This is a genomic window from Propioniciclava coleopterorum (assembly GCF_011393335.1).
Lineage (GTDB): Bacteria > Actinomycetota > Actinomycetes > Propionibacteriales > Propionibacteriaceae > Propioniciclava > Propioniciclava coleopterorum.
In genome coordinates, this window is sequence record NZ_CP049865.1 from 2,475,205 (window position 1) to 2,496,060 (window position 20,856).

The 20,856-nt window shown below is 73.2% G+C and carries 19 protein-coding genes and 1 pseudogene; 14 read left to right on the plus strand and 6 right to left on the minus strand.

Going from position 1 to position 20,856, the window contains the following annotated elements; genetic code table 11:
• Positions 1-4 precede the first annotated feature (4 nt).
• Positions 5-1,033, minus strand: coding sequence for a metal ABC transporter substrate-binding protein (locus G7070_RS11760; RefSeq protein WP_166233903.1), 1,029 nt, complete (start codon positions 1,031-1,033; stop codon positions 5-7).
• 32 nt (positions 1,034-1,065) lie between these two features.
• On the minus strand, positions 1,066-1,845 hold the full coding sequence (locus G7070_RS19940; RefSeq protein ID WP_166233904.1) for a MarR family winged helix-turn-helix transcriptional regulator: 780 nt from the start codon (positions 1,843-1,845) through the stop codon (positions 1,066-1,068).
• A 56-nt stretch (positions 1,846-1,901) separates the two neighbouring features.
• On the opposite strand from G7070_RS19940, the gene G7070_RS11770 reads away from it, so the two are divergent.
• The 8 genes from G7070_RS11770 to G7070_RS11805 all read left to right on the plus strand — a co-directional run bounded on the left by G7070_RS11770 (position 1,902) and on the right by G7070_RS11805 (position 12,909).
• Positions 1,902-3,698: an ABC transporter ATP-binding protein gene (locus G7070_RS11770; protein WP_206079757.1), complete on the plus strand. Its 1,797-nt coding sequence runs from the start codon at positions 1,902-1,904 to the stop codon at positions 3,696-3,698.
• Between the two features lie 156 nt (positions 3,699-3,854).
• Positions 3,855-5,648, plus strand: coding sequence for a hypothetical protein (locus tag G7070_RS11775; protein WP_166233905.1), 1,794 nt, complete (start codon positions 3,855-3,857; stop codon positions 5,646-5,648).
• Complete coding sequence (locus tag G7070_RS11780) at positions 5,645-6,454, plus strand: alpha-1,6-glucosidase domain-containing protein (RefSeq protein WP_166233906.1); 810 nt, start codon at positions 5,645-5,647, stop codon at positions 6,452-6,454. The genes G7070_RS11775 and G7070_RS11780 overlap by 4 nt, the downstream gene beginning before the upstream one ends.
• Before the next feature lie 143 nt (positions 6,455-6,597).
• Positions 6,598-7,413, plus strand: a complete 816-nt coding sequence (locus tag G7070_RS11785; protein ID WP_166233907.1) for a sugar phosphate isomerase/epimerase family protein — start codon at positions 6,598-6,600, stop codon at positions 7,411-7,413.
• 135 nt (positions 7,414-7,548) lie between these two features.
• Positions 7,549-8,865 (plus strand): MFS transporter, encoded by a 1,317-nt coding sequence (locus G7070_RS11790; protein ID WP_166233908.1) that lies wholly within the window; start codon positions 7,549-7,551, stop codon positions 8,863-8,865.
• A gap of 115 nt (positions 8,866-8,980) precedes the next feature.
• Positions 8,981-11,050 (plus strand): transketolase, encoded by a 2,070-nt coding sequence (gene tkt, locus G7070_RS11795; protein ID WP_166233909.1) that lies wholly within the window; start codon positions 8,981-8,983, stop codon positions 11,048-11,050.
• A 105-nt stretch (positions 11,051-11,155) separates the two neighbouring features.
• On the plus strand, positions 11,156-11,527 hold the full coding sequence (locus G7070_RS11800) for a hypothetical protein (RefSeq protein ID WP_166233910.1): 372 nt from the start codon (positions 11,156-11,158) through the stop codon (positions 11,525-11,527).
• 23 nt (positions 11,528-11,550) lie between these two features.
• Complete coding sequence (locus tag G7070_RS11805) at positions 11,551-12,909, plus strand: VanW family protein (RefSeq protein ID WP_166233911.1); 1,359 nt, start codon at positions 11,551-11,553, stop codon at positions 12,907-12,909.
• A gap of 3 nt (positions 12,910-12,912) precedes the next feature.
• Here G7070_RS11805 and G7070_RS11810 read toward each other — a convergent pair whose 3' ends face one another.
• Complete coding sequence (locus G7070_RS11810; protein WP_166233912.1) at positions 12,913-13,467, minus strand: hypothetical protein; 555 nt, start codon at positions 13,465-13,467, stop codon at positions 12,913-12,915.
• 78 nt (positions 13,468-13,545) lie between these two features.
• Here G7070_RS11810 and fdxA point away from each other — a divergent pair, with 78 nt between their 5' ends.
• Together fdxA and dapC are read left to right on the plus strand one after the other, a co-directional pair.
• On the plus strand, positions 13,546-13,866 hold the full coding sequence (gene fdxA, locus G7070_RS17895; protein WP_206079758.1) for a ferredoxin: 321 nt from the start codon (positions 13,546-13,548) through the stop codon (positions 13,864-13,866).
• Positions 13,863-14,966, plus strand: a complete 1,104-nt coding sequence (dapC, locus tag G7070_RS11815) for a succinyldiaminopimelate transaminase (protein ID WP_206079759.1) — start codon at positions 13,863-13,865, stop codon at positions 14,964-14,966. Before fdxA ends, dapC begins: the two co-directional genes overlap by 4 nt.
• Before the next feature lie 15 nt (positions 14,967-14,981).
• Here the strand turns inward: dapC and G7070_RS11820 are convergent, their stop codons facing one another.
• The 3 genes and pseudogenes from G7070_RS11820 to G7070_RS11830 form a co-directional block, all read right to left on the minus strand.
• Positions 14,982-15,845: a hypothetical protein gene (locus G7070_RS11820; protein ID WP_166233914.1), complete on the minus strand. Its 864-nt coding sequence runs from the start codon at positions 15,843-15,845 to the stop codon at positions 14,982-14,984.
• Positions 15,846-15,851: 6 nt separating this feature from the next.
• Positions 15,852-16,792 (minus strand): annotated as a pseudogene (dapD, locus tag G7070_RS11825) (2,3,4,5-tetrahydropyridine-2,6-dicarboxylate N-succinyltransferase).
• A 31-nt stretch (positions 16,793-16,823) separates the two neighbouring features.
• Positions 16,824-17,753 carry a hypothetical protein gene (locus G7070_RS11830; protein WP_166233915.1) on the minus strand — a complete coding sequence of 310 codons (930 nt, stop codon included), beginning with the start codon at positions 17,751-17,753 and terminating at the stop codon, positions 16,824-16,826.
• A 682-nt stretch (positions 17,754-18,435) separates the two neighbouring features.
• On the opposite strand from G7070_RS11830, the gene dapE reads away from it, so the two are divergent.
• Genes dapE through G7070_RS11850 form a run of 4 tightly spaced genes read left to right on the plus strand, consistent with a single transcriptional unit; the run spans position 18,436 to position 20,854 of the window.
• Positions 18,436-19,491, plus strand: coding sequence for a succinyl-diaminopimelate desuccinylase (gene dapE / locus G7070_RS11835; RefSeq protein WP_166233916.1), 1,056 nt, complete (start codon positions 18,436-18,438; stop codon positions 19,489-19,491).
• A gap of 34 nt (positions 19,492-19,525) precedes the next feature.
• Positions 19,526-20,284: an LOG family protein gene (locus tag G7070_RS11840; protein WP_246227050.1), complete on the plus strand. Its 759-nt coding sequence runs from the start codon at positions 19,526-19,528 to the stop codon at positions 20,282-20,284.
• Between the two features lie 2 nt (positions 20,285-20,286).
• Positions 20,287-20,715, plus strand: a complete 429-nt coding sequence (locus tag G7070_RS11845; RefSeq protein ID WP_166235231.1) for a DivIVA domain-containing protein — start codon at positions 20,287-20,289, stop codon at positions 20,713-20,715.
• Positions 20,687-20,854: a DUF3117 domain-containing protein gene (locus tag G7070_RS11850; protein WP_166233917.1), complete on the plus strand. Its 168-nt coding sequence runs from the start codon at positions 20,687-20,689 to the stop codon at positions 20,852-20,854. The genes G7070_RS11845 and G7070_RS11850 overlap by 29 nt, the downstream gene beginning before the upstream one ends.
• The last annotated feature ends 2 nt before the right edge of the window (positions 20,855-20,856 follow it).

Consider the following 20,856-nt stretch of genomic DNA (forward strand, 5'->3'; position numbering starts at 1 on the left):
TCCTCTACTGCTTCAAAGCGTCAGCGACGCGGTGCGCGTCGGTGAGCATCATGCCCTGATAGGTGTCGGCGCCGGAACCGGCGGGGCCGACCGAGCCCTCGTAGAGTTCCACGACGCTGATCTGGGTGCCGGCTTCCTTCGCGACGGCGTCCACCAGGCGGGGGTTGACCGTGTTGTTGCTGAAGATCGCGTGGACGCCATCGGTCTTGATGGTGTTGACCAGGGCGGCCAGCTCGGCGGAGCTCGGCTCCGCGTCGGTGCCGCCGCCGGGGATGACGACGCCGGCGACCTTGAAGTCGTAGGCCTGCGCGAAGTAGCCGTAGGCGTCGTGGTCGGTGACCAGGACGCGGCGGTCGGCCGGGATGGGGGCGAGGATGTCGCGGACCTCGTTGTCGACCTTCACGAGGTCCTGCTGCACCTTCTGGCCGCAGTCGCTGAACTTCGTGTCGCCGGTGGCCTCGGTCAGGCGGTCGCCGATGAGGGCGGCGCCGCGGGCCATGCGGGAGGCGTCCATGTGGACGTGCGGGTCGAGGGGGCCGTGGTCGTGGCCCTCGTGGCCCTCGCCCTCGTGCTCGTGATCGTGGCCCGCCTCGCCCTCGTGGTCGTGGTCCTCCTCGGCGAAGGGGAGGGGGTCGAGCTCGGGGCCGACCTCGAAGACGTTGGCGCCGTCGCCCTTGGCGTTGGCGAGGGTGGTCTGCAGACCCTCCTCCAGGCCCAGCCCGTTGGCGACGACCAGCTTGGTCTTCACCAGGGCGGCCACCTCGGAGGAGGACACCGAGAACTCGTGGGGGTCGTCGCCGGGGCCCATCAGGGTCGCGGAGGTGGCGCCGGCGCACTGGGCGATGTCGCCCAGGACCGAACCCCACTGCGTGGTGGTGGCGATGGCGATGGGGGCGTCCGCGGCGGTCTGGCTGGGCGTGCCCGCGGGGGAGGCGGGGGCCGTCCCGGGCGCGGCCGGGGCGCCCGCGCAGGCGGTGGTGACCAGGGCGAGCGAAGCGATGACCGCGGGGAGGGCGGCGCGGGTGACGCGCATGGGCAGTCTCCTGTCGTTATTGAGAACGATTCTCAATCTAGCAGGGGCGTCCGGCTGGTCAAAAACGCGGGCGCACGGTTGCCACGGCCGATGGACCTTCGGGGTTCTCCGGTGAAGTCGCCCCCGTTTGCGGCAGTTGCCCGCGTTCCTGCGGGGGCAACTGGCGCAAGCGCGGGCGTCTCGGCGCAAACGCGGGCGTCTCGTCGCAAATGCGGGCGGCTTGTCGGAAACGGGGGCGTCCTGTCGCGAGCGCGGGCCTCTTGTCGCGGGCGCGGGCGTCTTGCCGCGGGGCGGGGTGCCGGACGTAGGGGTGGTTCGTCCCGTCGCGAAGGCGGCGGGACGCCGGCGTGGGTGGGGGCGTCAGCGGGGAGGCGGGCCGAGGGTGGCCGACAGGCGGGCCAGGGCGTCGTGGGCGGCGGTGAGGTCCTCGGGGGCATCGCGCCCAGGACGCGCTGCGCGCCGCGCTCGCGCGCGGCCGCCACCTGGGTCAGCAGGTCGTTCCCGGACGCCGTGAGCGACAGCAGGGTGGCGCGGCCGTCCGTCGGGTCGGGGGTGCGGGCCACCCAGCCGCCCGCCACCAGCGCGTCGATCACCTCGGTGGCGGATCCCCGGGCGACGCGGAGGCGTCCGGCGATCTCGGAGGGGCGGGCCGGCTCGAGGCGGTGGATGGCGCGCAGGGCGTGCGCCTGGTGCGGGTTGAGGGGGAGTCCCTCGAGGGCGTCGGCGTTGGCGGCGCGCAGTCGGCGGGCGGCGCGCAGGATCAGGTCGGCCAACTCGGACGTCTCGGACACTGCGGTCTCGGGAATACTCACGGGCCCTCCGTGGTTGATAGTGAGGTAACCTCAGCATATCAACGAAAGGGGAACGCATGAGCATGGGACCCCCTGAGATGCGCGGCCCGTCCCGCATCGACCCCCGTGACCGCGCCCAGTTGGCCGAATCGCCGGTCTCCCCGGAGCGCGTCCTCGCACTGTTCCGCCCCCACCTGGGCCCGCTGACGATCGTCATCGTGACGGTCATCGCGGCCTCCGTGGTGGGCCTCGCGCAGCCGTTCCTGCTGCGCAGCGTCATCGATGACGCCCTGCCCCATGGCGACACCCGGCTGCTGATCGCGGCCGTCGCCGGCATGGTCGCGGTCGCGGCCGCGACCGGCGTCCTCGGCGTCGTGCAGACCTGGCTGGCCACCACCATGGGCCAGAAGGTGATGAGCCGGCTCCGCTCGGACGTGTTCGCGCACCTGCAGCGGCAGTCGATGGCCTTCTTCAAGCGCACGCGCGGCGGCGAGATCCAGTCGCGCCTCATCAACGACATCGCCGGCCTGCAGTCGGTGATCACCACCACCGCCACGTCGGTGGCCTCCAACGTCACCACCGCGATCGGCACGGCCGTCGCGATGGCGATCCTCGACTGGCGGCTCAGCCTGCTCAGCCTCATCGTCCTGCCCCCGGCCATCATCCTCACCCGCCGCGTCGCCCTCATCCGGCGCGACATCACCGCGCAACGGCAGCAGACGATGGCCGACCTGCACGCGCAGGTCGACGAGGCGCTCAGCGTCAACGGCGCGATGCTCACCAAGACCCTCGGGGCCTCCGACGCCCGCATCGACGCGTTCGACAGCACGTCCGCCACGCTGGTGGACCTCGAGATCCGCAGCCAGCTCGCCGGCCGGTGGCGCATGGCCACCATGCAGATCATCTTCGCGACCATCCCCGCCCTGATCTACCTCGCCGCCGGCTTCCCGGCGCTGACCGGGCAGCTGACGATCGGCACCGTGGTCGCGTTCACGGCGCTGCAGTCGCAGATCTTCCGGCCCATCCTCGGGCTGCTGAACATGGGCGCCCAGTGGATCTCCTCCATGGCGCTGCTCAGCCGGATCTTCGGCTACCTCGACCTCCCGATCGACGTGCCGGAGCCCACGCACCCCGTGCCGCTGGACCCCGGGACGGTGCGCGGCCACGTCCGGTTCGACGACGTGTCCTACCGCTACCCCGACGGGGACGTGGACGTGCTGTCCGACATCGACCTCGACCTCACGCCGGGCCGCTCGGTGGCCGTGGTGGGGGAGACCGGCTCGGGCAAGTCCACCCTCGCCGCGCTCCTGGTGCGGCTGGCCGACCCCACGTCCGGACGCGTGACCCTCGACGGGGTCGACCTGCGCGACCTGGCCGGCTCCGACCTCGCGCACGCGATCGGCGTGGTCAGCCAGGACACCTACCTCGCCCACGCCAGCGTCCGCGACAACCTCCTGCAGGCCAAGCCGGACGCCGACGACGCCGAGCTGTGGCGCGCCCTCGAGGTCGCCCAGGTCGCCGACACCGTCCGCGACCTGCCCGCGGGGCTGGACACCGTCGTCGGCGCGCGCGGCCACCGCTTCTCCGGCGGCGAGCGGCAGCGCGTCGCCGTGGCCCGGACACTGCTCGCCGACCCGCGCGTCCTCGTGCTCGACGAGGCCACCAGCGCCCTGGACACCGAGACCGAGCGCGACTTCCAGGCCGCCCTGGACGCCCTCGCCGCGGGCCGCACCACGCTCACGATCGCCCACCGCCTCAGCACCGTGCGCGACGCCGACGAGATCATCGTCCTGGAGCACGGCCGGGTCGTCGAGCGTGGGACCCACGACGACCTGCTCGCCGCCGAAGGGCGCTACGCCGCCCTGGCCTCCTGAGACCGAAGGGCGCTACGCCGCCCCGGCCTGCTGAGCACCGCGCCGCGGCCGTCGTAGGGTGGCCGCCATGGTGCGCCTGGATCCGGAGGTGTGCGCGGCCGTCTGGGCCGCCCCCACGCTGATCCTCCTCCCGGACGCCCCCGCCGCGGCCGCCGAGTGGACGCTGCACGCGAGCGGGGACGGCGGCATCGACCCGGGGCGCCGCGAGCCGGTGCCCTGGACCCAGATCCCGCTGACGCCCGTGCCCGGCCCCCACCCCCGGACGCCGTCGCCGAGCACCCGCACCTGGCCGGCGCGGCGGCGCTGGTCCTCCCCGCCGACGTGGACGCCGCCGCGCTCGCGGCCGGGCAGTTGGCCCTCCTCGGACGCGACCCCCGCGGGGCGGTCGTCGCCGCCACCGGCGTCCAGACCGCGCCGCTGCTCGACGCCCTGTACCCCGACCCGGACGCGCCCGGCGTGAGCTGGGAGGACGGCGTCCCGACCCTGCGGCTCTGGGCGCCGACCGCCCGGGCCGTGGACATCCTCGTGTGGCCCGCCGGGCCCCCGGCGGAGCACGACTCCGGCGCGCCGGCCGCGCCAAGGAGCGGCGAGGTCTCAGGCGACCCGCTGCGCGTCCCCGCGAGCCGCCACCCCGACGGCACCTGGAGCGTCGTCGGCTCGCCCGGCTGGGCCGACGCCCGCTACCTGTACGCGGTGACGGTGTACGCGCCGGCCTTCGACCGGGTGGTGAAGAACCGGGTCACCGACCCGTACGCGCTCGCCCTCACCGCGGACTCGGCCGCCGCGGTGCTGGTCGACCCGTCCGACGCCCGCTGGGCCGACCCGCGCTGGCTCGCGGCGCCGAGCCCGCCGTTGGTGCACCCGGTCGACCAGGTGTCCTACGAACTGCACGTGCGGGACTTCAGCCGCGACGACGTCACCGTGCCCGCCGACCTGCGCGGCACGTACGCCGCGTTCGGCGTCGAGGGCCGCGGCCGCGCGCACCTGCGCCGCCTCGCGCAGGCCGGCCTCACCTCGGTGCAGTTGCTGCCCGTCCACGACTTCGCGTCGGTGCCCGAGCGCCGCGACGCCTGGGTCCAGCCCGATCCGGCCGCGCTGCGCGCCGCGCCCCCGGACTCCGCCGAGCAGCAGCGGCTCGCCGCACACCGGCCGGGTTCGCCGTTCAACTGGGGCTACGACCCCTGGCACTTCCTGGCGCCGGAGGGCTCGTACGCGACGTCGGCGGCGCTCGACGGTGGGCGCCGGATCGCCGAGCTCCGCGGCGCGGTCGGAGCGCTGCACGAGCTCGGCCTGCGCGTGGTGCTCGACGTCGTGTTCAACCACACCCGCGACGCCGGGCAGCAGCCGGCGTCCGTGCTCGACAAGATCGTCCCCGGCTACTACCACCGCCGCGCCCTCGACGGCCGGGTCGCCACCTCGACCGCCGGGCCGTCGGTCGCCACCGAGCGACGGATGGCGGCCCGGCTCGTCACCGACGCCGCGGTGCACTGGGCCCGCCACTACCGGATCGACGGCTTCCGGTTCGACCTGATGGGCCACCACGGCCGCGACGTGATGCTCGGCGTCCGGGCCGCGCTGGACGCCCTCACCCCGAGCGCGACGGAGTCGACGGCCGCGGCGTCACGCTGCACGGCGAGGGCTGGGACTTCGGGGAGGTGGCCGGCAACGCCCGCTTCGTGCAGGCCACCCAGGGCCAGCTCGACGGCACCGGCATCGCCACCTTTTCCGACCGGCTGCGCGACGCCGTCCGCGGCGGGGCGCCGTTCGACGCCGACCCGCGCAGGCAGGGCTGGGCGTCCGGGCTGGCCGGCGCGCCCAACGGCGCCGCGATCAACGGCGGCGCCGACGAGCAGGCACAACGGCTGCTGGCCGCGACCGACGTCGTCCAGGTCGGGCTGGCCGGCACCCTGCGCGACGTCGCGTTCCGCTCGGCGCGCACTGGCCGGATGACCCGCGGCGACGAGATCGGCTACGAGCCCGGACGCCCAGCCGGATACGCGGCCCAGCCGGACGAGGCGCTCAACTACGTGGACGCCCACGACAACGAGACCCTGTACGACGCCCTCGCGTACAAGCTGCCGACCGACACCGACCCCGAGCAGCGCGCCCGCGCCCACCTGCTCGCCCTCGGCGTCGCCACGCTGGGCCAGAACCCGGTGCTGTGGCACGCCGGGGTCGACCTGCTGCGCAGCAAGTCGCTGGACCGCAACAGCTACGACTCCGGCGACTGGTTCAACCTCTTCGACGTGACGGGCGCCGACCACGGCTTCGGCCGCGGCCTGCCGCAGGCCGGGGACAACCGGGCCGCCTGGGGGATCGCCGGCCCCCTGCTCGCCGACCCGGCGCTGCGCCCCGGCGGGGCGCTCGTCCGCTCGGTGCACGAACGGGCGCTGGACCTGCTACGGCTGCGCGCGTCGAGCCGGCTGTTCCGGCTGGGGTCCGCGGCGAACATCGCCGACAAGGTGTCCTTCCCGGCCTCGGGCACCTGGGCGCAGCGCCCCGGCGTCATCCTGATGCTGCTGGACGATTCCCGCGGCGTCCCCGTCGACCCGGACGCGGCGGCCCTGCTCGTGGTCGCGAACGCCCTGCCCTGGTCGGTGCACCAGCCGCTGCCGCCGGCCGTGGGCAACGGCTGGGAGCTCCACCCGATCCAGGCGCGCGGCGCGGACCCGGTCGTGCGGCGCGCCCGCGTCGACGACGGCGCCGCGGCCATCGCCGGCCGCACCCTGGCGGTGTTCCGGCGTCCGCGCGGCTGAGCGGTGCAACCCGCGGGGCCCTCCGGCGCACCGCCGGCTGGGCCGTGGCAACCTGTGAGACCGGACGCCCACGGCCACTCCGGACGTGGAAGGCTGGCTCGGAACCACGCTCTCGACGACGACCACCGGAGGTTCCGTTCCCCATGATCCAGCTCGGCTTCAGCACCATCGGCTGCCCCGACTACACCGTCGACCAGGTCATCGACCTGGCCACCCGCAGCGGGCTGCGGGGGATCGAACTGAGGTTCCTGCAGGGCAGCACCGACTTCGACGAGCAGCCCGAGTTCGCGCCCGACGCGCTCGCCGCCACGCGTGCCCGCTTCGAGGACGCCGGGCTGGACGTGGTCATCATCGACACCAGCCTGCGGATGTGCTCGCTGGACGAGGCCGAGCGGCAGGAGCAGCGCGACCGCGCCGCCCGCTGGGCCGACATCGCGGCCGGGCTGGGCGCCCGCTACCTCCGCGCGTTCGGCGGCCCGATCCCGGACGGGCAGCCCCGCGAGGAGACCCTCGACGCCATCGCGACCGGCCTGTCCGAGCTCGCCGAGATCGCCGACGCCCGCGGCGTCCAGCTGCTGCTGGAGACCCACGACAGCTTCTCGACCTCGGCGAGCATCCTCGACCTGTACGCGCGCGGCGCCTCCGACAAGCTCGGGCTGCTGTGGGACACCCTGCACACGTTCCGGCACGGCGAGGACCCCGCCGACACCTGGCGCGACCTGGGCGAGCGCGTCCGCCACGTGCACGTCAAGGACTCCCGCGTCGCCACCGCCGACGGCTTCGACATCGCCCTGATGGGTGAGGGCGCGGCGCCGATCGACGACATCTGGCGCGTCCTGAGCGACGGCGGCTACGACGGCTACGCGCACTTCGAGTGGGAGAAGGGCTGGCACCCCGAGGTCGAGCACGGCTCGGTGGCGGTGCCGCACTTCGCCGCCTTCATGCAGCGCTTCGCCTGAGGCTCCGGGGAGGGGTCCTGCACCTGCGCCTCGGTGCCCCACCCGCCCGCAAGCCGGCCCCGAGGAGCCATCGGCGCGTCCCACGGAGGAAGCGGTCATGGGCCTCACCGCCGGGGCGCCGTAGGGTGCGCGGACATGGGGGAGAAGCTCACCCGCGCACAGCGCCTTGACCGCCTGCCGTTCACCCGGCAGCACACCCGCCTCCTGGTCGGCTCGGGGGTCGGCTGGGCCCTGGACGCCATGGACGTCGGCCTGATCTCGTTCGTCATGGCGGCGCTGGCCATCTCCTGGAAGCTGGACCCGGGCACGCTCAGCGTCATCGGCTCGATCGGCTTCGTCGGCATGGCCATCGGCGCCAGCCTCGGCGGGCTGCTGGCCGACCGGCTCGGACGCCGCCAGGTCTTCGCGCTCACCCTGCTGGTCTACGGGCTCGCGACCGGGGCGTCCGCCCTGGTCGGCTCCGTGGCCGCACTCATCGCGCTGCGGTTCGTCGTCGGGCTGGGCCTGGGCGCCGAACTGCCCGTGGCGTCCACGCTGGTCAGCGAGTTCGCGCCCAAGCGGATCCGCGGCCGCGTCGTGGTCGCGCTGGAGGCGTTCTGGGCGCTGGGCTGGATCCTCGCCGCCCTGCTGGGCTACCTGCTGGTGCCCTCCAGCCCGGATGGCTGGCGCTGGGCGCTCGCCGTGGGGCTCGTGCCCACCCTGTACGCGCTCGTGGTGCGGTTCGGGCTGCCCGAGTCGGTGCGGTTCTCCGAGAGCAAGGGCCGCTTCGACGAGGCCGAGGCGTCCGTGCGCCGCTTCGAGGACGCAGCCGGGGTGCTGCCCGCCGAGAGCCCGAACGTGGTCCCGGAGCGGACGGCCGGCACGGTGTCGATCTGGAGCCCGGCGCTGCGGGGCCGCACCCTCGCCCTGTGGACGGTGTGGTTCTGCATCAACCTGTCCTACTACGGCGCGTTCATCTGGATCCCGAGCCTGCTGGTGGGACGCGGCTTCCCCCTGGTGAAGAGCTTCGAGTTCACCCTCATCATCACGCTGGCCCAGATCCCGGGCTACGCCGTCGCCGCCTGGCTGATCGAGGTGTGGGGACGCCGCCTCACGCTGGCCACGTTCCTGGCCGGGTCGGCCCTGGCGGCCGTCGGCTTCGGGTTCGCGAACACCGAGATGACCATCCTGCTCGCGGGCTGCCTGCTGTCGTTCTTCAACCTCGGCGCCTGGGGTGCGCTGTACGCCGTCGGGCCGGAGCTGTACCCCACGACGATCCGCGGCACGGGCACCGGGGCGGCGGCCGCGTTCGGCCGGATCGCCTCCATCATCGCGCCCCTGCTGGTCCCGGTGATGCTCGGGGCGGGCGGTTCCGGGCTGGTCTTCGGGGTGTTCGGCGTGGCGTTCATCCTTGCCGCGGCGGCCGCGTTGCGGCTCCCGGAACAGCGCGGCCTCGCGCTGGACGCGGGCTAGGACGCCGTCCCGAAAGCAGGGCAACCCGACGCGATGCCCGCGGGCGTGGCCTAGCCTTGACGCAGAGGTGCCGCGCCCGAAGGGCCGCTGACCGACGATATGAGGAAGGGCATCCATGACTGATTTCACCTGGACCGACCAGGATCGCCGCGCGGTCGACACCGCGCGCGTGCTGGCGGCGGACGCCGTGGAGAAGGTCGGCAACGGCCACCCCGGAACCGCCATCTCGCTGGCGCCGCTGGCGTACCTGCTCTACCAGAAGATCATGACCGTCGACCCCGCCGAGCCCCGCTGGCTCGGCCGCGACCGCTTCGTGCTGTCCGCGGGTCACGCGTCGATCCTGCAGTACAACCAGCTCTACCTCGCCGGCTTCGGGCTCGAACTGTCCGACATCGAGTCGCTGCGCACCTGGGGCTCGAAGACCCCCGGCCACCCCGAGTTCGGCCACACCGCCGGCATCGAGGCGACCACCGGCCCCCTGGGCGCGGGCGTCGCCAACGCGGTCGGCTTCGCGATGTCGGCGCGCCACAGCCGCGAGCTGTACGACCCGACCTCGGCGCCGGGCACCTCGGTGTTCGACCACTACGTCTACTGCATCGCCGGCGACGGCTGCATGCAGGAGGGCGTCTCCGGCGAGGCCTCCTCGCTCGCGGCGACCCAGGAGCTGGGCAACCTGATCCTGTTCTACGACGACAACCGGATCTCGATCGAGGGCGACACCAAGATCGCGTTCTCCGAGGACGTCGAGGCCCGCTACGCCGCCTACGGCTGGCACGTCCAGCACGTCGACTTCACCAACGGCTTCACCAGCTACGAGGAGAAGGTCAAGGACCTCTACGACGCGGTGGAGGCGGCCAAGGCCGTCACCGACCGCCCCTCGTTCATCAAGGTCACCACGGTCATCGGCTGGCCGCTGCCCAACAAGGCCGGCGACCACAGCGTCCACGGCTCCAAGCTCGGTGGCGACGAGATCACCGCGCTGAAGAAGGAGCTCGGCTTCACCGACGAGCCGTTCGCCATCGAGGAGTCGGTCGTCGCGTTCACCCGCGAGAACGCCGCCGAGCGCGCCAAGGCCGCGCACGCGCAGTGGGACCCGCGGTTCGCGTCGTGGCGCGAGGCCAACCCGGAGCGGGCCGAACTGCTCGACCGCGTCCTGGCCAAGCAGGCCCCGTCCGACCTGATCGGCGACCTGCCCGTCTTCGAGCCCGGCTCGATGGCGACCCGCGCCGCGTCCGGCAAGGTGCTCGCCGCCCTGGCGACCGCCACCCCGGAGCTGTGGGGCGGCTCGGCCGACCTGGCCGGCTCGAACAACACCACGATGGCGGGGGTCGACTCGTTCATCCCGGCCGAGCGCAGCAGCCACGAGTTCACCGGCGCCCCCGGCGGCCGCACGCTGCACTTCGGCATCCGCGAGCACGCCATGGGCAACATCATGAACGCGATCTCGATGGACGGGCTCAGCCGCGTCTACGGCGGCACGTTCCTGGTGTTCTCCGACTACATGCGGACCACGCCCCGCCTCGCCGCCCTGTCGCACGTCCCCACCACCTTCGTGTGGACGCACGACTCGATCGGCGTCGGCGAGGACGGCCCCACCCACCAGCCGGTGGAGCAGATCATGAGCCTGCGGCTCATGCCCGGCATCGACGTGGTGCGCCCCGGCGACGCCAACGAGGTGGCCCAGGCCTGGGCGCAGATCCTCAACGTGTGGGATCGTCCGGCCGCGCTCATCCTGTCGCGCCAGAACATGACGACGCTGGACCGCTCCGAGGGCTCCGGCTTCGCGCCCGCGTCCGGCGTGACCCGCGGCGGCTACACCCTCAAGGACGCCTCGGGCGCCCCGAAGGTCGTCGTCGTGGGCACCGGCTCCGAGCTCGAGGTCGCCGTCGCGGCCGCCGAGAAGCTCGAGGCCGAGGGCATCCCCGCCCGCGTCGTCTCGATGCCCTGCGTGGAGTGGTTCCAGCGCGAGGACGACGCCTACCGCGAGGAGGTGCTGCCCGCCGACGCGCCGAAGGTCGTCGTCGAGGCCGGCGTCACGGTCGGCTGGAAGGACCTGCTCGGGGCCAACACCGAGGCCGTCGGCGTCGACCAGTTCGGCCAGTCCGCGGCCGCGGGCGTCATCTTCGAGAAGTACGGGGTGACCGCGGACGCGGTCGCCGCCAAGGCGAAGGCGATGCTCGGCTGATCACAGCTCGATCAAGCGGTGCCCCTTCTCCCCCGGGAGGAGGGGCGCCGACGCGTCCGCTGGCTACGATGGAGAAGTTGCACTGACCCAGTTGCTGGAGGGCCGATGACCGACCACCCCACGTCCCCCGCGCCGCGCAAGCGCCGAGCGGGCAGGATCGCCGCCGTCGCGGGCGGCGCCCTCGTCGTGCTGCTGGGCGCCGGCTACGGCGTCGCGTACGCGATCTCGGGCAACACGCTGGCCCCGCAGACCACGGTCTCCGGCGTCGAGGTCGGCGGGCTCGACCCTGCCGCCGCGCAGGCGAAGCTGACCTCGGAGCTGGGTCCCCGGGCGTCCGCGCCGCTCACGGTCGCGGCCGGGGAGAAGTCGGTCCAGCTCACCCCGAGCAACTGGGGCTGGGCGTCGACTACGAGGCCTCGATCCGGGCCGCGGGCGGCGAGAAGTCCTTCGACCCGCGCGCCATCTGGGACAACCTGACCGGCGGCGGCCCCCGCGACGCCGTGGTCACGCTCGACCCGGCGGTCGGGGAGGCGGCGCTGGCCGACCTGGGCACCCAGGTCCACACCGAACCCGAGAACGCCGACCTGGCGATCGTGGAGGGGGCGCCCAAGCTCACCGAGGCCAAGCAGGGGGCCGACCTGGACGCCGCCGCGACCGTGCGGGCCGCCGAGCAGGTGTACCTGACCGGCACCACGGTGGACGCCGTCGTGACCGCCAAGGACGCCGAGATCACCACCGCGGAGGCGTCCGAGGCGCTCGAGAAGGTCGCCCAGCCGGCGCTGTCTGCGCCCATCACCGTCGCCGCGGGCGACAAGACCTTCGAGGTGGCGCCGGCCACCATCGCGTCCGCGCTGTCGTTCGAGGCCGCCGACGGCGCCCTGACGCCGAAGCTGGACCCCGACAAGCTGATGGCCGCCTCGAGGGCCAAGCTGCAGGAACTCGGCATGCAGGCCCCCAAGGACGCGAGCTTCACCTTCGCCGACGGCCGCCCGACGGTGGTGCCGTCCACGGACGGGCTGGGCGTGTCCAAGGAGAACCTCGCCAAGGCCGTGGGCGAGACCATGACGAAGACGTCCGAGCGCAACGCGTCGGTCGAGGTCGGCGCGCTGAAGGCCGCGTTCACGACCGAGGACGCCAACAACCTCGGGATCAAGGAGGTCACCGGCGAGTTCACCACGAAGTTCCCGGCGACCGCCTACCGCGTCAACAACATCGGCAAGTCGGCCGGGCTGGTCAACGGCGTCCTGGTGAAGCCGGGGGAGACGTTCTCGATGAACCAGGTGCTCGGTCCGCGCACCCTGGCGCGCGGCTGGCAGGCCGGCGGCGCCATCGACGGCGGCAAGGTCGTCGAGCGGATGGGCGGCGGCATCTCCCAGACCACCACGACCACGTTCAACGCGATCTTCTTCGCCGGGCTCGAGGACGTCTACCACAAGCCGCACTCGCTATACTTCAGCCGCTACCCGATGGGCCGCGAGGCCACGCTGGACTACGTGTCGGTGGACATGAAGTTCAAGAACAACACCGAGTACGGCGTCCTCATGCAGGCCTACACCAACAACCCCAAGGTCGGCGGCCAGGGCACGGTGACGGTCCGGGTGTGGTCGACCAAGAAGTACGACGTGAAGGCGTCCGACCCGGTGCAGAGCGCGTTCCGCAGCCCCGGCCCCGCGATCCAGAGCGACGCGGCGGTGTGCAGCCCGCAGAGCGCGATGTCGGGCTTCCGGGTCGACTACAACCGCCTGTTCTACCAGAACGGCGCCCTGGTCAAGACCGAGCCGTTCAACTGGACGTACAACACGCTGCAGGCCGTCCGCTGCACCAATCCCAACGCGCGCGCCGACCGCATCGAACGCTGACGCCTAGCCCACGCGCAGGAACCCGGACGCCGCGGGCGCGTCGTCGGCGCCCGGAAGCCTGACCTGGACCGAGCGCGCGCCCATCCGGGTCGCCCACCAGGCGGCGGCGACCCAGTCGTCCGGCGACCCACCGGCGACCGTCACCCACTCGCCCTCGAACCGGGCTGCGGCGCCCCCGAAGGCCGCGGTCTCGCCCCACGCGGGGACCATCTCGGGCGGCGTCCGGCCGGCGAGCAGGTCGCTGATCCGGGCGACCCACGGCGTCCCTGCGGCGCCGGTGCGGTCGGCGAGGTCGTCCAGGAGGGCACGCGGGGCGGCGTCCGGGCGGCGGCCGCGGCTGATCGGCACCCGCCGCAGCGCCTCGACGTCCCCCCAAGCCAGGCGGCGTTCGGTTCCGTGACGGTCGACGAGGGCGACCGCGTCGGCGTCCACGTGCGTGACGAAGCCGAGCGCCTCGGTGCGGGCGCCGTCGGTGTCGGTGAACAGGACGCCGACCCGTTCGCCGATGCGCAGCGGCGGGTTCAGAGCCGAGAGGTGTTCGCGGCGGTCGGGTTGCATGGTTCCTCCGATGGCGAGTTGTAGAGTGTGAGGCGTCTCCAGGAGACGGGCAGCCACCAACATAGGGGAGCGGTTTTCATGACCTACGTGATCACGTCACCGTGCGTCGACGTCAAGGACCTCGCATGCGTGGAGGAGTGTCCGGTCGATTGCATCTACGAGGGCAACCGGATGCTCTACATCCAGCCCGACGAGTGCGTGGACTGCGGTGCCTGCGAGCCGGTCTGCCCGGTGGAGGCGATCTACTACGAGGACGACGTCCCGGCGGACGAGGCCGAGTACTACGACATCAACGTGAAGTTCTTCGACACGATCGGCAGCCCCGGCGGCGCCGCCCGCATGGGCAAGATCGACGCCGACCACCCGACGGTGGCCGCGCTGCCGCCGCAAGGGGAGTGACCTCCCCGCTGTCGGGGCGCCTTCCCGACTTCCCCTGGGACACGATCGCCGGGGCGAAGGCGCGCGCCGCGGCGCACCCCGACGGCCTGTGCGACCTGTCGGTCGGCACGCCGGTCGATCCCGTCCCGCCGGCCGCGCAGCGCGCGCTGGCCGAGGCCGCCCCCGACTGGGCGGGCTACCCGACCGTGTGGGGGACGCCGACGCTGCGGGCCGCGATCCGCGCCTACCTGGAGGGCCGCTGGTCCTCGGTGCCGCTGACGGACGCGAACGTGCTGCCGGTGGTGGGCACCAAGGAACTGGTGGCGCTGCTGCCGCTGCAGTTGGGCGTGGGCCCGGGGCGCACGGTCGTCATCCCGACGACCGCCTACCCGACCTACGAGGTCGGGGCGAGGATCGCCGGGGCCGAGGTGCTCGCCACCGACGACCCGGCCGCGGCCGCCGCGGCGAACCCGGCGCTGATCTGGATCAACTCGCCGGCCAACCCGCACGGCGCCATCTTGGACGCCGACGCACTGCGCGCCTGGGTGGCCGCCGCCCGCTCGTGCGGCGCGGTGCTGGCCTCCGACGAGTGCTACGGCGAGTTCGGCTGGGACGCCGAGCCGGTTTCGGTGCTCGACCCCGCGATCAACGGCGGCTCGCTGGACGGGCTGCTGGCGGCGTTCTCGCTGTCGAAGCGCTCCAACCTGGCCGGCTATCGCGCCGGGTTCGTCGCGGGCGACGCGGCGGTGGTGGGCGAACTGCTGGCCGTCCGCAAGCATTCGGGGCTGATGGTGCCCGGGCCGGTGCAGGCCGTGATGGAGGCCATGCTGGCCGACGACGCGCACGTCCAGGAACAACGCGAGCGCTACCTGGCGCGCCGCGCGGTGCTCGCGCCCGCGCTCGAGGCGTCCGGGTTCCGCATCGACGACTCCGAGGGCTCGCTGTACCTGTGGGCGACCCGGGGCGAGGACTGCCGCGCCACGGTCGACTGGCTCGCCGAGCGCGGCATCCTGGCCGCGCCGGGGGACTTCTACGGCGAGGCCGGCCGTGAGCACGTCCGGATCGCCCTCACGGCCTCCGACGAGCGGATCGCCGCCGCGGCGTCCCGCCTGCTCGGCTGACCGGGCCGACAGCGGTCAGCGGCCCGGCGTGGGCTGCTGGTCGGGGTAGGTGATCGTCACCGTTGTGGCGTTGTCGGGCTGGCCCTCCCAGGCCCCGGCGACGCGGCCGTTCGGCGTCCAGCTGCGGGAGCCGACCTGCACCGTCGCCGCGCCGTAGTAGGCGGTGTTGCCGACCGCGATGTGCGCGGCCGACCAGGCGTCCCGGCTGGTCTTCGCCGTCACGGTGAGCGTGCCGCCGGAGCGGGTCACCCGGCTCGACTCGGGCAGCGTGCGCGTCAGGAAGGCCTCCAACCCGGCCGGATCCGCGCGCGGCGGGTCCTTCACCAGGCACGTGAAGGACGCCGGCGTCTCGCCGGTCAGGGCGCTCGCGATGCGGCGCGCGTTCTCGACGTGCCGGGCGTAACCGTTGGGGTGGCCGCTGCGCTGCACGGCCTGCGCGACGTCGTTGACGTCGCCGGTCGCCCAGCCCTTGACCTTCACCAGCGCGTCGTAGAACTTCCCCGACGCGTAGTAGGGGTCCTGCACCTGCGCCTCGGTGCCCCACCCCTGCGAGGGACGCTGCTGGAAGAGGCCGAGGGAGTCGCGGTCGCCGTAGTCGAGGTTGCGGATCCCCGACTCCTGGTAGACGGTCGCCAGCGCGATGGTGGAGGCCCGCGGCACCAGCTCGCGCTGGGTCGCAACGCCCACGATGACCGTCGCGTTGTGGGTCTGCTCCACGTCGAGGGGCACCGCGAGTTCCTGCACCTGCGCGACGCACTGGTCGGCCAGGGGCAGCGGCTCCTTGTTGTAGGCGTAGAAGACCGCCAGTCCGGCCAGCACCAGCACCGCGCTCAGCGCGGCGATGGCCAGCCCGGTGAAGACCCGTCCCACGGCACCCATCGCGGCTCAGTTGGCGTGCAGCGCGGCGTTCAGCTCGACCGTGCGGCCGGCGCGCGGCTTGGCCGCGACGGCGCCCGTCACCGAGTCGCGGTAGAACAGCCAGCCGTCGGTCCCGGACAGCTCGGCGGCCTTGACCAGGCGGCCGTCCGGCAGCGCGACCTTGGTGCCGGCGGTGAGGTACAGCCCGGCCTCGACGACGCAGTCGTCCCCGAGCGAGATGCCGATGCCGCTGTTGGCGCCGAGCAGGCAGCGCTCACCGATGGAGATCTGCTGCTTGCCGCCGCCCGACAGCGTGCCCATGATCGAGGCGCCGCCGCCGACGTCGGAGCCGTCGCCCACGACGACGCCCGCCGAGATCCGGCCCTCGACCATCGACGTGCCGAGCGTGCCGGCGTTGAAGTTCACGAAACCCTCGTGCATCACGGTCGTGCCGGACGCGAGGTGCGCCCCCAGCCGGACGCGGTCGGCGTCGGCGATCCGGACACCGGTGGGCATCACGTAGTCGACCATCCGCGGGAACTTGTCCACGCCGAACACGGTGACGTGGCCGCGGGCGGCGCGCAGCGCGGCGCGCACCCCCTCGAAGCCGGCGACCGCGCAGGGGCCGGCGGACGTCCACACCACGTTGGGCAGGACGCCGAAGACGCCGTCCAGGTTGAGGGTGCGCGGGGCGACGGCGCGGGAGCTCAGCAGGTGCAGGCGCAGGTAGGCGTCCGCGGTGGACGCGGGGCGGCGTCCAGGTCGATCTCGACGAGGACGGCCTCGGTGGCGACGCGGCGCACCGCGTCCTGCGTGACGCCGGCGCTCAGCGCGGCGGGCGCCTGCTCCCGGTCGGCGGCGGAGGGTTCCCCGAGCGCGGGCGCGGGGAACCACACATCGAGGACATCGCCGGATTCGGTGGTGGTGGCGAGGCCCCAGCCCCAGGCAGTGCGCGCGGAAGACGTCATGCGTTCCAGCCTACCGGGGGCACAACGGGGCTCAGGACCAGACGACGACCAGCGGATCCTTGGTGAGGTCGACGGTGAAGGCGACCGCGCGCTCCAGGCGGGTGGTGCCCTCGGTGGTCAGGCCGTTCTGCGACACCGTCGCCGTGGCGTCGATCACGTAGGCCAGGGGACCGGTCGCCGACAGGTTCGCGGCGTCGAGCGTCGGGGCGAAGCCGGCCCACGGGTCGTTGACCAGCGCGAACTTCACCGAGCCCGGCGTCACCTCGACGTCGTCGGTGCGGACGCCGAACGGGCAGTCGGCCGGGCGTGCCTCGGTGGAGGCCAGGCACTCGTCGAAGCGGGTCTTCACAGCGGTCAGCACGTTCTGCTTGCCGGTCTCGCTGAGGACGGCCGTGACGTCGAGCGAGGTCGGCTCGGCGTCCGGGGAGGCGACGACGGCCTGGGGCGTCCCCTCGATGCTCACGTTGTCGGTGCCGGTGGCCACGGTGTAGCTGCCCGGGAAGACGGGGTTGGTGCCCTCGGTGACCTTCGCGGAGTTCACGGTCAGCCCGGCGGTGGAGCTCAGCGTCAGGTCGGCCGTGCCGTCGGAGATCAGCCATTGCGTGCGGCCGTCGCCCTCGAGGTGGAGAGTGGTGCTGACGGCCTGGTCGCCGATCCGGTAGCTGGCCGGCACCGTGGCGGCGCTGCCGCCGTCGAAGACCGGGGTGCCCACCTGGATGTCGGTGAGCGGCGCTGTGCTGCGGGACGCGGTGAGCACCTCGCCGGTCAGTAGCGCGGTGTTGGCGGGCTTGTCCGCCAGCGTGGCGAGCGCCGCCTGCGCGTCGCCGCTGGCGATGGAGCTCAAGTAGGTCGTCGCCGTCTGGGCGATGGCCTTGTCACGGTTGGTGTTGGCGGTGCTGATGACCGCCCACACGATGCCGACGACGATGAGGAGCACCGCGAGGCCGGCGGCGAGGAACACCAGCGGCTTGCGCGCGCTCGAGCCGTCACCGTCGCTCTCGGGGCGTCCCCGGCCGGCGGCGCCTCGGAGGCATCGGCGTCCGGGGCCCCCTCGCCGAACGTGTCGTCGGGGTGGGTCTCATCGCCGAGGGGCTCGTCGTCGAACGTCCCGCCCCCGGGCTGGTCGTCGGTCTCGACGGTCCACGACTCCTCGGCGACGTCGAACACCTGGGTCGCGTCCGGGTCGGATGCGAAGACCTGGGTCGCGTCGGGGTCGGACGCGGGGGCGTCCGGCTGCTCCGCGGAGGCCGCGGCGTCGATCTCCTCGCGCGCGGCGAACGCGTCCGCGTCCTCGGCGAACGTGTCCTCGGCGAACGTGTCCGGCTCGGCCTCAGGCGCGTCCTCGTGCGTCGCGCTCGCGTCCCCGAGGCCGTCCGCAGGTGCCTCCCAGGGGTCTTCCGCGGGTGCCTCCCAGGGGTCCTCCGCGGGCGCCTCCCACGGGTTCTCCGCGGTGGCGTCGCCGGCATCCGCGGCGGGCGGTTCGCCCGGCGCTGCGTCGGATTCCTGGCCCTCCTGCGGCAGGGGTCGGGTCGCCTCGGCGTCGGGCTCCCACTCGCTGGGGGTGGCCGGGGAGTGGCTCATCGCGTCCTCCTGTGTCGTGTGCCACCAGCCATGATGCCACGGGCGGGGCCTAGGCTGGCAGCATGTCCCTCGACCTGCACGCCGACCTGCCCGACCTGCTGACCGCCGTCACCGACATCGAATCGGTCAGTGGGAACGAGCGGGCCCTCGCGGACGCCGTGGAGGCGGCCCTGCGCGCGTGCCCCCACCTCGACGTGATCCGGCAGGGCGACGCCGTCGTCGCGCGCACCATGCTCGGACGCCCCGAGCGGGTGGTCATCGCCGGCCACCTCGACACCGTTCCGGTGGCGGCCAACCTGCCCTCGCGGCGCGACGGCGACCGGATCTACGGCCGCGGGACGGCCGACATGAAGGGCGGCGTGGCCGTGGCGCTGTCCGTCGCCGCAGCCACCCCCGAACCGCGCCACGACGTCACCTGGATCTTCTACGACAACGAGGAGGTCGAGGCCGCCCGCAACGGGCTGGGGCGCCTCGCCCGGGAGCGGCCCGACCTGCTGGCGGGGGACTTCGCCGTCCTGATGGAGCCCACCTCGGCCCGCATCGAGGGCGGCTGCCAGGGGACGCTGCGCTTCGAGATCACCACGCTCGGCCTGGCCGCGCACTCGGCGCGCAGCTGGCTGGGGCACAACGCCATCCACGACGCCGGCGCGGTGCTGGCCACGTTGTCGGGCTACCTGCCGCGCACCGTCGTGGTCGACGGGCTGGAGTACCGCGAGCGCCTCAACGCGGTGGGGATCGCGGGCGGCATCGCCGGCAACGTCATCCCCGACCGCTGCACGGTGACCATCAACTTCCGGTTCGCGCCCGACCGCAGCGTCGAGCAGGCACAGGAGCACGTGCGGGAGGTGTTCGCCGGACACGACCTGACGTTCACCGACGCGTCGCCGGCGGCGCGCCCGGGGCTCGAGGAGCCCGCGGCGGCAGCGTTCGTCGCGGCGGTGGGCGGCGAGCCGCGCGCCAAGTACGGCTGGACCGACGTGGCGCGGTTCGCCGAACTCGGCGTCCCGGCGGTCAACTTCGGCCCCGCGGATCCGGGCAAGGCGCACGCGGACGACGAGTTCTGCTCCGTCGACGACCTCTACGTCACCCGCGACGCGCTCGTCCGCTGGCTCGCCTGACCCGCCCCCGGGTCACACCGTTACGCTGGGCCGCGTGAGCAAGAAGGGCAAGAAGGGCTTCCGTCAGCAGGGGCCCGTCATCCGCCGCGGCGACCAGGTGCAGGCGACCACCACCGACCAGCGGCTGCTGCAGGGCGGCCGCGGGAGCGACTGGCTGCACTCCGACCCCTGGCGCGTCCTGCGCATCCAGGCGGAGTTCGTCGAGGGCTTCGGAGCGCTGGCCGAACTCGGCCCCGCCGTCAGCGTGTTCGGGTCGGCCCGCACCCCCAAGGACGACCCCATGTACGCCCAGGCCGTCGCGCTGGGCCGTCGGCTCGCCGAGTCGGGCTACGCGACGATCACCGGCGGCGGGCCGGGCATCATGGAGGCCGCGAACAAGGGCGCCAGCGAGGCGGGCGGCGTGTCGGTGGGGCTCGGCATCGAGCTGCCCTTCGAGGACGCCCTGAACAAGTGGGTCAGCCTCGGCATCAACTTCCGCTACTTCTTCGTGCGCAAGGTGATGTTCCTCAAGTACGCCCAGGGGTTCGTGGTGATGCCCGGCGGAATGGGCACGATGGACGAACTGTTCGAGTCGCTGACGCTGGTGCAGACCCAGAAGATGACGCGTTTCCCGATCGTGCTCTTCGGCTCCGAATACTGGTCGGGGCTGGTGGAATGGATGCAGCAGCGCATGCTGGCCGATGGATACATCAAGGAGACTGATTTCGAGCTGTTCCACGTGGTCGACGACGTGGAACGGGCCGTCGAGATCATCCTCGAGGACGGCCGCAACGGCCACACGCGGGGGGCGTGACGATGGAGTGGTTCCTGTGGGGGATGGTGGTCGTCGTGCTGGGCCTGGCGGCCGTGGCGGCCGCGGGCAGGTTCGGCGGGATGCCGACCACGGCGGTGCACGACAGCCCGGTCCCCGAACTGCCCGACCGGCCGTTGACCGGGGACGATCTGCGGCACCTGCGGTTCGCCGTCACGCCCCGCGGCTACTCGATGGCGCAGATCGACGACCTGCTGGACCGCCTGGCCCTCGAACTCGACGAGCACGACGCGCAGACCCCCGTGGGAACCCGGGTGGCGGTCCGCGGCGGGGACGCCGTCGCGGCGGAGGAATGGGCGAAGTCGCCCGCCTCCGACTCCGAGTTGTTCCGTTCTGCGATAATGGACCCGGACGTGAGCCAGCAGCCAGGAGAAGAGGGAGAACATGGCAGCAATGAAGCCCCGCACGGGTGAGGGCCCCATCGAGGTGGCCAAGGAGTCGCGCGTCATCGCGATGCGGATCCCGGCAGACGGCGGCGGCCGGCTGGTGATCGAGCTCAACGCCCAGGAGGCGGCTGAGTTGCTGGAGGCGCTGAAGGGCGTCGTCGGCTGATC